Source organism: Sphingomonas sp. FW306-1B-B10E (assembly GCF_058782005.1).
In genome coordinates this window covers 1-10,249 of the sequence record NZ_JBYSXG010000086.1, presented here as the reverse complement: position 1 = coordinate 10,249, position 10,249 = coordinate 1, and the positions used below count along the sequence as shown (strand labels likewise).

13 protein-coding genes are annotated in these 10,249 nt (G+C 67.6%); 12 read left to right on the top strand and 1 reads right to left on the bottom strand.

The window, feature by feature from the left end; all coding sequences use genetic code 11:
- Positions 1-98 precede the first annotated feature (98 nt).
- The 8 genes from purN to AC3WJI_RS20830 all read left to right on the top strand — a co-directional run bounded on the left by purN (position 99) and on the right by AC3WJI_RS20830 (position 6,032).
- Positions 99-668, top strand: a complete 570-nt coding sequence (gene purN, locus AC3WJI_RS20865; protein WP_492759226.1) for a phosphoribosylglycinamide formyltransferase — start codon at positions 99-101, stop codon at positions 666-668.
- On the top strand, positions 659-1,036 hold the full coding sequence (locus AC3WJI_RS20860) for an MmcQ/YjbR family DNA-binding protein (protein WP_492759225.1): 378 nt from the start codon (positions 659-661) through the stop codon (positions 1,034-1,036). The genes purN and AC3WJI_RS20860 overlap by 10 nt, the downstream gene beginning before the upstream one ends.
- Positions 1,037-1,110: 74 nt before the next feature.
- A complete protein-coding gene (locus tag AC3WJI_RS20855; RefSeq protein WP_492759224.1) occupies positions 1,111-1,308 on the top strand; it encodes a hypothetical protein in 198 nt (65 codons plus the stop codon).
- Between the two features lie 49 nt (positions 1,309-1,357).
- Positions 1,358-2,053 (top strand): endonuclease/exonuclease/phosphatase family protein, encoded by a 696-nt coding sequence (locus tag AC3WJI_RS20850; protein WP_492759223.1) that lies wholly within the window; start codon positions 1,358-1,360, stop codon positions 2,051-2,053.
- Positions 2,053-4,341: a patatin-like protein gene (locus tag AC3WJI_RS20845; protein WP_492759222.1), complete on the top strand. Its 2,289-nt coding sequence runs from the start codon at positions 2,053-2,055 to the stop codon at positions 4,339-4,341. Before AC3WJI_RS20850 ends, AC3WJI_RS20845 begins: the two co-directional genes overlap by 1 nt.
- 197 nt (positions 4,342-4,538) lie before the next feature.
- Positions 4,539-4,850: a LapA family protein gene (locus AC3WJI_RS20840; RefSeq protein ID WP_492759221.1), complete on the top strand. Its 312-nt coding sequence runs from the start codon at positions 4,539-4,541 to the stop codon at positions 4,848-4,850.
- Positions 4,847-5,521, top strand: coding sequence for an orotidine-5'-phosphate decarboxylase (gene pyrF / locus AC3WJI_RS20835; RefSeq protein WP_492759220.1), 675 nt, complete (start codon positions 4,847-4,849; stop codon positions 5,519-5,521). Before AC3WJI_RS20840 ends, pyrF begins: the two co-directional genes overlap by 4 nt.
- Positions 5,522-5,525: 4 nt before the next feature.
- Positions 5,526-6,032, top strand: coding sequence for a GNAT family N-acetyltransferase (locus AC3WJI_RS20830; protein WP_492759219.1), 507 nt, complete (start codon positions 5,526-5,528; stop codon positions 6,030-6,032).
- On the opposite strand, the gene AC3WJI_RS20825 is transcribed toward AC3WJI_RS20830, so the two are convergent.
- Entirely contained in the window at positions 5,997-6,521 is a 525-nt protein-coding gene (locus AC3WJI_RS20825) for a P-loop NTPase family protein (protein WP_492759218.1), read from the bottom strand. The two genes, AC3WJI_RS20830 and AC3WJI_RS20825, sit on opposite strands and share 36 nt — an antisense overlap.
- Positions 6,522-6,581: 60 nt before the next feature.
- Here AC3WJI_RS20825 and AC3WJI_RS20820 point away from each other — a divergent pair, with 60 nt between their 5' ends.
- The 4 genes from AC3WJI_RS20820 (at position 6,582) to accD (ending at position 10,207) form a co-directional block, all read left to right on the top strand.
- The gene (locus tag AC3WJI_RS20820; protein ID WP_492759227.1) at positions 6,582-7,211 is read left to right on the top strand and encodes a phosphoribosylanthranilate isomerase; all 630 of its coding nucleotides are present in this window, start codon (positions 6,582-6,584) and stop codon (positions 7,209-7,211) included.
- 88 nt (positions 7,212-7,299) lie between these two features.
- A complete protein-coding gene (trpB, locus tag AC3WJI_RS20815; protein WP_492759217.1) occupies positions 7,300-8,544 on the top strand; it encodes a tryptophan synthase subunit beta in 1,245 nt (414 codons plus the stop codon).
- Positions 8,541-9,350: a tryptophan synthase subunit alpha gene (gene trpA, locus AC3WJI_RS20810; protein ID WP_492759216.1), complete on the top strand. Its 810-nt coding sequence runs from the start codon at positions 8,541-8,543 to the stop codon at positions 9,348-9,350. The genes trpB and trpA overlap by 4 nt, the downstream gene beginning before the upstream one ends.
- Positions 9,347-10,207, top strand: a complete 861-nt coding sequence (gene accD, locus AC3WJI_RS20805; protein WP_492759215.1) for an acetyl-CoA carboxylase, carboxyltransferase subunit beta — start codon at positions 9,347-9,349, stop codon at positions 10,205-10,207. Before trpA ends, accD begins: the two co-directional genes overlap by 4 nt.
- The last annotated feature ends 42 nt before the right edge of the window (positions 10,208-10,249 follow it).

Here is a 10,249-nt window from a genome sequence, read left to right as displayed (position 1 = left end):
GGGCGGTGGGGGTCGGGGGAGGGCCTGATGTGCGTGAGCCGCGTGAGCCTCCCCGTCGCTCCCTCCCCTAACCCCTCCCGCAAGCGGGAGGGGAATCTATGACCCCCAAGAAGCTAGCTATCCTGATCTCCGGCCGCGGCTCGAACATGGCGGCATTGGTCGAGGCATCGCGCGCCGACGACTGCCCCTATGAGGTCGTCCTCGTCGCCAGCGACAAGCCCGAAGCCGCCGGCCTCGCCTGGGCGCGCGAGCAGGGAATCACCACCTTCGCGCAGAGCCCCAAGGGCATGCCGAAGCCCGAATATGAGGCCCGGATCGACGCCGCGCTCCGCGACGCGGGCGCGGAGGCGATCGCCCTTGCCGGCTATATGCGCCTGCTCTCCGACGATTTCGTCGCGCGTTGGCGCGGGCGGATCGTCAACATTCACCCCTCGTTGCTCCCCAAATACAAGGGCCTCGACACCCACCTTCGTGCGATCGAGGCGGGCGACAGCCATGCCGGCGCCTCGGTTCATATCGTCACCGAGGAGCTCGACGGCGGCGAAGTGCTCGGCCAGGCCGAAGTCCCGATCCTTCCCGACGACACGCCCGAAACCCTCGCCGAACGCGTGCTCGTGGCGGAACATCGGCTCTACCCAAGGGTAGTAGCCGAGTTCCTATGCCGCTGAACCCCGATCCCGACTCCGCCCTCTCCAAAGTCCGCGCGCTTGCGCTCGACCTTCCCGAGGTTGAGGAGCGCCCCAGCCACGGCCAGCCGACCTTTTTCGTCGCGGGCAAGCAATTCGCCCAGTTCCGCCACGATCATCATGGCGACGGCCGCACGATCGTCGCGGTCAAGACCGCTGATGATGAAGAAGGCCCGAACCTCATCGCCATCGCGCCCGACACCTATTCGCGCGTCGCCTATCTGGGCACCGGCTGGGTCGGCCTCGCGATCCATGGCGACGACGCCGACTGGGCGCATATCGGTGACCGCATTGCGCGCAGCTGGGAGCTCGCCGCCCCGCGCAGCCTGCTAGAGGCGGGCGGACGTTGAGGGAACGCGCGCCAAGCTGCTGAGTTCTCATCCAAAGGCCGCAGCACGCGCAAAAGCGCGAAAGGGAATGCCAGATGAGCGTAGAGCCCGCCCCCCATGTCCCCGAAGGCCATGCCGGCGTAGCGACCGCGGAGGCGGGCTTCGTCATGCTCGACGGTCCCAACGGCGTGGCAGTGTCGATGACCCCCGAGGCGGCCGACCAGACCGGCCGCAGCCTGATCGCCGCAGCCGAAGAAGCGGCAGGCCAGCGCGGCGAAGCGCATCCGAGCTGAGACTCAGGCCCTTGCCCTTTCCCCATCGGCCCCGCGATAAGGGGCGCACATGATCAAGGTCGCCAGCTACAATATGCGCAAGTCGATCGGCACCGATCGGCGGCGCCGTCCCGAGCGCACGCTCCAGGTCCTCTGCGAGGTCAATGCCGACGTCATCGCGCTGCAGGAGGCAGATCGCCGTTTCGGCACGCGCGAAGCGGTGCTCACCAGCCACCTCCTCGCCGAGCACGGCGACTGGAAGCCGATCACCTTCGGGATGCGCGCGCGCTCGATGGGGTGGCACGGCAATGCCTTGCTCGTCCGCCGCGACGCCGAGATCCTCGATTGCGAGGCGCTCCATTTGCCGGCGCTCGAACCGCGCGGCGCGGTGATGGCCGATGTCCGGGTGCGCGGCCAGATCCTGCGCGTCATCGGGATGCATCTCGATCTGTCGGGGCTATGGCGCCGCCGCCAGGCGCACGCGATCATCGCGCATCTCCAGGCGAGCACGCACCAATATCCGACGGTGCTGATGGGCGACCTCAACGAATGGACACCGCAAAGCGGTTGCCTGCGCGACTTCGCCCAGCATTTCGACTTCGCGCCGACCGGCAAGAGCTTCCATGCCCGCCGTCCGATGGCACGGCTCGACCGGATCATGACCAGCCGCGATCTGACGATTGACGCTGCCGGCGTCCATGAGAGCCTCAACTCGCGCACCGCGTCGGATCACCTGCCGATCTGGGCCGAGATCCGACCCGCCTGATGCCCGCGGCCCGCGACAAGGAACTACGCCTCGCGCTCGTCTGCTATGGCGGCATCAGCCTTGCCGTCTACATGCACGGCATCACCAAGGAGATCTGGCGCCTCGCCCGGGCGAGCTGCGCCGCCCGCGAGGGCGAGGACGGCAACGGCGTCTATCGCCAGCTGATCGACGAGATCCGCGAGGCCTCGGGAATCAACCTGCGCGTGCTCGTCGATATCCTCTCCGGCGCCAGTGCGGGCGGGATCAACGCAGTGTTCCTCGCCCAGGCGATCGCCACAGGCCAGTCGCTCGATCCGCTCACCGACATGTGGATGGACCATGCTGATGTCGAGGCGCTGATCGAGCCGCGCCAGGCCCCGTCGCATCGCTTCGCCAAGATGTGGGCGATCCCGATCGCGTGGCTGGTCGCCAATCGCAGCAAGACGATCGACGAGACCGTCGAGGCGAGCGCGCGCGACGAGGTCCGCCTCAAGCTGGAAAGCTTCGTCCGCTCGCGCTGGTTCGAGCCGCCCTTCGGCGGCAAGCGCCTGCTCAATACCTTGATGAACGCATTCGACGCGATGGCGAAGGGCCCGGCCTATCGCCGCCTGCTGCCGCAGGGACAGCCGCTCGACCTGTTTGTCACCGTTACCGACTTCCGCGGCCATGCGGAGGAGCTTCGCCTCAATTCGCCGCCGCGCGTGGTCGAGACGGAGCATCGCCTGGTCTTTTCGTTCACCGATCACGGCGACACCGCCGAGCCGTTCGCGCAGGTCCCCGAGCTCGCCTTTGCCGCGCGGGCCACGTCGAGCTTCCCCGGCGCCTTCCCACCCTTCACGATCGCCGAGATGGATTCGCTGATCGAAGAGCGCGGCGCCGCCTGGCCGAGCCGCGATGCGTTTCTCGAGCATGTCATGCCTGAGCAATGGGCCGACAATCAGGCGAAGAGGGCAGTGCTGATCGATGGCTCGGTGCTCGCCAACGCCCCCTTCCGCCCGGCCATCGACGCGCTGCGCGAACGCCCCGCGCGCCGCCAGGTCGACCGGCGCTTCGTCTATATCGATCCCAACCCCAATTTCCGCTTCGATTTCTATGGCGAGGCGAAGGACACCCCCGGCTTCTTCCAGACGATCATCGGCTCGCTGTCCGAACTGCCGCGCGAACAGCCGATCCGCGACAATCTGGAGGCAATTGCCGAGCGTTCGGAGAAGATCGAGCGGATGCTGTCGATCATCGGCGAGATCCGCACCGAGGTCGAAACCCAGGTCGAGGCGCTGTTCGGCTATACCCTGTGGCTCGATTATCCGACGCCCAAGCGGCTCGCCACCTGGCGCCGCCGCGCGCAGGTCGCCGCGGCAGCAAAGGCGGGATACGGCCACACCGCTTATGGACTGCTCAAGGTCCAGGGCGCGATCGACCGCACCGCGCGGCTGCTCCACACGATCGGCGACCGCCACGAACCCGAGCGGCTGCGCGAGATTCGTGCCGCGATCGCACGTGCGGTGCAGGCGCGCGGCGGCGACCGCTTCGGCGCGACATTGTCCAATGGCGCGAGCCCGCAGACGCTAGACTTCCTGCGCACGCACGATCTCGGCTTCCGCATCCGCCGGCTGCGGCTGCTGGCGCGGCGGCTGACCGAGATCGACTTGCCGAGCTCGCACGCCGAATTGCTGCCGATGCGCGAAGCGATCTACGAATCGCTCGCCGCCTATCTCGAGCTCAAGCGCTCGGACACCTTCGCCGATCTGCGTGGCGCCGTGCGCGACATGACCGACGATGCCGGCCCGATCCTCGACCTGCTCGCCGAGCGGATGCAGCTTCAGGCGCTCGACCAGGCGACCGATGCACGGCTCTCCGATGGCTTTAGCGCGCTGTCGAAGGACCTGCGCCGCCCGATGCTGCTCGCACATCTGGGTTTTCCCTTCTTCGACATCGCGACTTTGCCCTTGCTCCAGGGCGAGGGCATGGACGAGTTCGATCCGATCCGCGTCGATCGCATCTCGCCCGACGATGCCACCACGATCCGCGCCGGCGGTGCGCATGCCACGCTCAAGGGCATCCAGTTCAACAGCTTCGGCGCGTTCTTCAGCCGCGCCTATCGCGAGAACGACTATCTCTGGGGCCGCCTCCACGGCGCCGACCGGCTGATCGACATCGTCCTATCGGCACTGCCCTTCGAGGACCGCCTGCCCGAGGCGCGCATCGCCGAGATCAAGCGCAGCGCCTTCCACGCGATCCTGGACGAAGAAGAAGCCCGCCTGACCGCGATCCCCGGCCTGTTCGCCGAACTGCGCGCCGAGATCGGCTGAATTCCCTCTCCCGTCGGGAGAGGGAAAGGGCCCGCGCCGAAGGCGGGGGGAAGGGTGAGGGCAGTTCGCCTTCCCTACCCTCACTCTTCCAGCGCGCTACGCGAGCGGGGGCCTCCTCTGGCAAGAGGAGAGGGAGTGTTGGCAACCTCGCCTACCCGGCCTAGAGTCCCGTCCGTCGCCACAAGGAAAGGAAAGGCATGCGGTTTCTGAAGGTGCTGTTCTGGCTGTTGCTGGGCGGCCTCGTTGCGGCCTTTGTGATCTACAATGGCGACGAGCGCGTCGATATCCGCCTGTGGGGTGGACTCGTCGCCGATTTCAGCCTGCCCTTGCTGCTGATCATCACCTTCCTGCTCGGCCTGCTCCCGGCGCTGGTCGCCTATCAGACATTGCGTTGGCGCTCGCGCCAGCGTCTCGCCGGGCTCGAGCGCGCGCTCGCCGATCTGCGCGCGGTCGCACCCGAGCCGGTCGTCCTGACCCCTACCCCGTTGATCGCGGACCCCCAGCCGTGAGCGGCCCGCTCTACGTTGCGCTCGATACCCCGGATCTCGATCGCGCCCGCCACATCGCCCAGCGCGTCCGCAACCATGTCGGCGGGATCAAGCTCGGGCTTGAATTCTTCATGGCCAATGGCCGCCACGGCGTGCGCGAGATGGCCGAGATCGGGCTGCCGATCTTCCTCGACCTCAAGTTCCACGACATCCCCAACACCGTCGCCAAGGCGATCCAGGCGTTGCGTCCGCTCGAGCCGGCGATCCTCACCGTGCATGCCGCGGGCGGCCGCGCGATGCTCGAGGATGCCAAGGCGGCGGCGCCCAGCGGCACCAAGGTCGTCGCGGTGACGATGCTCACCAGCCTCGACGACCGCGACCTGGTTTCGATCGGGCTCGATCCCGATCCGCACGCGCAGGTCGTGCGGCTCGCAGAACTCGCCAAGTCTGCGGGTGTCGACGGCATCGTCTGCTCGGGCGAAGAAGTCGCCGCGGCGAAAAAGGCCTGGCCGCACGGTTTCTTCGTCGTCCCCGGCGTGCGCCCCGCCAACGGACCGGCCGGCGACCAGAAGCGTGTCGTCACGCCGCGCGCCGCGCTCGACGCCGGGGCCTCGATCCTGGTCGTCGGTCGACCGATCACACAAGCCGATGATCCCGACCGTGCTGCCCGCGAGATCGAAGCGACGCTCTGACCTTATGCCGATTGCCATTCGCCATGCCACGCGCGCCGATCTGCCGCGCCTCCACCCCGTGATCGAGCGCGCCTATCGCGGTGAGACCGCGCGCCAGGGCTGGACGCACGAAGCCGACCTCATCCAGGGCCAGCGCACCGATATCGCGACGCTCGAAGCGATCGTCGCGGATCCAAGCCAGCGCCTGCTGATCGCCGAGCAGGACGAAGCCGTGATCGGCTGCGTCAACCTCGCCGACAAGACCGACGGCCTCGCCTATCTCGGCCTGCTCTGCATCGATCCTTCGCTGCAGGCTGGCGGCCTAGGCAGGCAATTGCTCGCCGCCGCCGAAGACTGCGCGCGCGAGGAACTTGCTGCCGACCGCGTCGAGATGACGGTGATCGATGTGCGCCACCGCCTGATCGCCTGGTACGAGCGCCGCGGCTATGTCCAGACCGGCGAGCGGCGCGACTTCGTTTTCGTCGTGGAGCCGCCCTTATTCATGACGGTGCTGGTCAAGCCGCTCGCCTGACAGGAAGCGCGCGATCTCGCGCGGGGTGCCCAGCCAGACCAATTCGCCCGCATAGCCTTCCAGCTTGGCCTCGACCCGCGGAAGAACGTGCAGCCGGAAGCTGAGCACGTACCAGAGGAAGCCGAGGTTGAAGCGCTCGGGACAGCCCGGCGCCATGTCGGTCCGCACCTTGCCGCGATAGGCGAACACCCGCTTGAGGACCCGCCAGGTACAGCGCAGCGGCGAAAGGTCGAGCAGGATCACTTGGTCGGTGTAGGCCAGTCGCGTCTCGAGCGTCCCCGAATAATTGCCGTCGATGATCCAGCGCGGCGCGCGCGCCACTGCTTCCACCTCGGAGCGAAATACTTCGCGTTCCGTCTCAACCCAGCCGGCGCGCCAGTAGATCTGGTCGAGATGGTGGACGGGCAGCCCAGTCTGTTCACCCAGCTGGCGGGCGAAGGTCGACTTGCCGCTGCCCGGCGATCCGATGACGAGAATGCGTTCGACCATAGTTTTTCTTAGCGCCGTCAACGGGTGACGTCGCCGGAGAATGCACTTAAGGGCATGACGATGCCCGTCACTGCCAAGATCTGCGGCCTTTCCACGCCCGACACGCTCGACGCGGCCATTGCCTCCGGGGCGAGCCATGTCGGCTTCGTGTTCTTCCCGCCGAGTCCGCGCAATGTCGGCTTCGAACAGGCGAAGGCGCTGATCGCGCGCGTCCCCAAGCATGTCTGCGCCGTCGGAGTGTTCGTCGATCCCGACGAAGCACTGCTCTCTGCCGCGCTCGCGACTGGCATCCGCATCGCGCAGCTCCACAAGACGCGTCCCGAGCGCGCCGCCGCGATCCGCAGCCGCCTGTCGGTCTGGGCCGCGGTGGCGGTCAAAACCCGCGCCGACCTCGCCCAGGCCGCCGCTTATCAGGGCGCCGCCGACCGTATCCTCTACGACGCCAAGACCCCGGACGACGCCGCGCTTCCCGGCGGCATGGGCCTGCGCTTCGACTGGAAGCTGCTCGAGAATTTCGCTCACCCGCTCCCCTGGGCGCTGTCGGGCGGGCTCGACGTCGGCAACGTCCGGGAAGCCGTAGGCGTCACCGGCGCGCGACTGGTCGACGTCTCTTCGGGCGTCGAGACCGCGCCGGGCGTCAAGGATGTTGCCAAGATCGCTGCGTTCCTCCAAGCGGTGGCGCAATGCTGAGGCTCGCTGCCCCCGTCCGCGTCGGATTTCGATGGCGCTGATCGCTCGCCCGATCGCCAGCGAATCCATCCGAATGCGTGAGACAGACATGACCGACACTGCCACCCTACCCAATTCCCTGCGCAACTTGCCCGACGAGCGCGGCCATTTTGGCCAGTTCGGCGGTCGCTTCGTCGCCGAGACGCTGATGCCGCTGATTCTCGATCTCGAGGCGCACTATCGCGCGGCCAAGGCCGATCCCGCCTTCCAGGCGCAGTTCGACGACCTGATGACCAACTATGTCGGTCGCCCCAGCCCGCTTTATTATGCCGAGCGGCTGACCCAGGCTTTGCGCGAAGGCGCGCCCGAGGGCCACGGCGCCAAAATCTATTTCAAGCGCGAGGAGCTCAACCACACCGGCGCGCACAAGATCAACAATTGCATCGGCCAGATCCTGCTCGCGATCCGCATGGGCAAGACCCGGATCATCGCCGAGACCGGCGCGGGCCAGCACGGCGTCGCCACCGCCACCGTCGCGGCGCGCTTCGGGCTGCCCTGCACGATCTTCATGGGCGCCAAGGACATCGAGCGGCAAAAGCCCAACGTGTTCCGCATGCGGCTGCTCGGTGCCGAGGTGCAGCCGGTGACCAGCGGATCGCAGTCGCTCAAGGACGCGATGAACGAAGCGCTCAGGGACTGGGTCGCCAACGTCCACGACACCTTCTACATCATCGGCACCGCCGCCGGCCCGCACCCCTATCCCGAGCTCGTCCGCGACTTCCAGAGCGTGATCGGCACCGAGACCAAAGCGCAGATCCTCAAGGCCGAGGGGCGGCTTCCCGATCTGCTGATCGCCGCAGTCGGTGGCGGGTCCAACGCCATCGGCATGTTCCACCCGTTCCTCGACGATGCCGAGGTCAAAATGATCGGCGTCGAGGCCGCCGGCCGCGGCATCGAGACGGGCGAGCACGCAGCATCGCTCACTGGCGGCGCGCCGGGCATCCTCCACGGCAATCGTACCTATCTGCTGCAGGACGAGGACGGCCAGATTACCGAGGCGCATTCGATCTCGGCCGGGCTCGACTATCCCGGCATCGGCCCCGAGCATAGCTGGCTTCACGAGAGCGGCCGCGTCGAATATCTCCCGATCACTGACGCGCAGGCGCTCGACGCATTTCAGCTCTGCTGCCGGCTCGAAGGCATCATCCCCGCGCTCGAAAGCTCGCATGCGCTCGCAGCATTGCCCGTCAAGGCGCGGGAAATGCGGCAGGATCAGATCATCGTAGTCAACGTCTCGGGCCGCGGCGACAAGGACATCTTTACCGTCGCCGACGCGCTGGGGTTTGCGCTGTGAGCGCGCGTAATCGCCTGTCCGGCGCCTTCGCCGCCGCACGCGCGCAAGGCCGCGCCGCATTGGTCACCTTCGTGACCGCGGGCGACGGCGAGACCGCCGCGATCCTCGACGCCCTGGTCGCCGGCGGTGCCGACGTCATCGAGCTCGGCATGCCGTTCACCGATCCGATGGCCGACGGCCCCGCGATCCAGGCGGCGAACCTGCGCAGCCTCGGCGCGGGCACCCGCACCGCCGATGTACTCGCGATCGCCTGCGCGTTCCGCGACCGTCACCCCGGCGTGCCGCTGGTGCTGATGGGCTATGCCAATACGATGACCCGCCCCGATCCCGCGACCTTCGCGGCGATGGCGGTCAATGCCGGTGTCGACGGGATCATCTGCGTCGATATTCCGCCCGAGGAAGCCGACACGCTCGCGCCCTTCGCCGAGTACGGCGTCGACGTGATCCGCCTCGCCACCCCGACCACCGATGCTGCCCGCCTCCCCGCAGTGCTCGAAGGCGCCTCGGGCTTCGTCTATTACGTCTCGGTCGCCGGGATCACCGGGCTCCAGCAGGCGGCGCAATCCTCGATCGAGGATGCGGTCGCCAGGCTCAAGTCCGCCACCGACCTGCCGATCGCGGTCGGCTTCGGCGTTCGCACGCCCGAACAGGCGGCGCAGATCGGCGGCGTCGCAGACGGCGTCGTCGTCGGTTCGGCGATCGTCGATCTGGTCGGCAGGCATGGCCAGGATGCGCCAGCCGCGGTCCGCACCTATATCCAATCCCTCTCCGCCGCCCTCGAGACGGCCCGCAAGGAAGTCGCATGAGCTGGATCAGCCGCGTCCGCAACGCCCTCGCCTACGTCACCACCAAGACCAGCGAGACCCCCGACAATCTCTGGCACAAGTGCAAGGGCTGCGGGACGATGGTGTTCTCGAAGGAGCTCGAGGACAATCTCTACGTCTGCCCGCATTGCGACCATCACGAGCGGATCGGGCCGGCACGGCGCTTCGAATATCTGTTCGACCCGGGCAGCTACACGGTGCTTCCCAGCCCCAAGGTCGCCGAGGACCCGCTCAAGTTCCGCGACCAGAAGCCCTACCCCGCCCGCCTCAAGGCCGCGCGCACCGCGACCGGCGAGCCCGACGCATTCCTCAACGCCAGCGGCACGATCCTCGGCCAGAAGGCCGTGATCGGCGTTCAGGACTTCGCCTTCATGGGCGGGTCGATGGGCCAGGCGGTCGGCGAGGCGTTCATCGCCGGCGTCGAGGCGGCGATCGCCGCGAAGGCGCCGTACATCGTCTTCACCGCCTCGGGCGGCGCGCGCATGCAGGAGGGCATCCTCAGCCTGATGCAGATGCCGCGCACCACCGTGGCGATCGAGATGCTCCACGATGCCGGGCTGCCCTATATCGTCGTGCTCACCGATCCGACCTCGGGCGGGGTGATGGCGGCCTATGCGATGCTCGGCGACGTCCAGATCGCCGAGCCGCGCGCGACCTTGGCGTTCACCGGCCGCCGCGTGATCGAGAACACCATCCGCGAGAAGCTTCCCGACGATTTCCAGACCTCTGAATATTATCGCGAGCACGGCCTGGTCGACCGCGTCGAACACCGCAAGGACCTGCGCGAAGTGCTCGGCCGGCTGATCGGCCTGCTCACCGACGCGCGCGAGGCGGCGTGACATCAGTTTAGCCCCTCCCTTTCAAGGGAGGGGTTGGGGGTG

Bases quoted from the DNA above. Each gene is read 5' to 3' on its own strand.
- purN (WP_492759226.1), top strand. From the start codon at position 99: ATGACCCCCAAGAAGCTAGCTATCCTGATCTCCGGCCGCGGCTCGAAC.
- AC3WJI_RS20860 (WP_492759225.1), top strand. From the start codon at position 659: ATGCCGCTGAACCCCGATCCCGACTCCGCCCTCTCCAAAGTCCGCGCG.
- AC3WJI_RS20855 (WP_492759224.1), top strand. From the start codon at position 1,111: ATGAGCGTAGAGCCCGCCCCCCATGTCCCCGAAGGCCATGCCGGCGTA.
- AC3WJI_RS20850 (WP_492759223.1), top strand. From the start codon at position 1,358: ATGATCAAGGTCGCCAGCTACAATATGCGCAAGTCGATCGGCACCGAT.
- AC3WJI_RS20845 (WP_492759222.1), top strand. From the start codon at position 2,053: ATGCCCGCGGCCCGCGACAAGGAACTACGCCTCGCGCTCGTCTGCTAT.
- AC3WJI_RS20840 (WP_492759221.1), top strand. From the start codon at position 4,539: ATGCGGTTTCTGAAGGTGCTGTTCTGGCTGTTGCTGGGCGGCCTCGTT.
- AC3WJI_RS20830 (WP_492759219.1), top strand. From the start codon at position 5,526: ATGCCGATTGCCATTCGCCATGCCACGCGCGCCGATCTGCCGCGCCTC.
- AC3WJI_RS20825 (WP_492759218.1), bottom strand. From the start codon at position 6,521: ATGGTCGAACGCATTCTCGTCATCGGATCGCCGGGCAGCGGCAAGTCG.
- AC3WJI_RS20820 (WP_492759227.1), top strand. From the start codon at position 6,582: ATGCCCGTCACTGCCAAGATCTGCGGCCTTTCCACGCCCGACACGCTC.
- trpB (WP_492759217.1), top strand. From the start codon at position 7,300: ATGACCGACACTGCCACCCTACCCAATTCCCTGCGCAACTTGCCCGAC.
- accD (WP_492759215.1), top strand. From the start codon at position 9,347: ATGAGCTGGATCAGCCGCGTCCGCAACGCCCTCGCCTACGTCACCACC.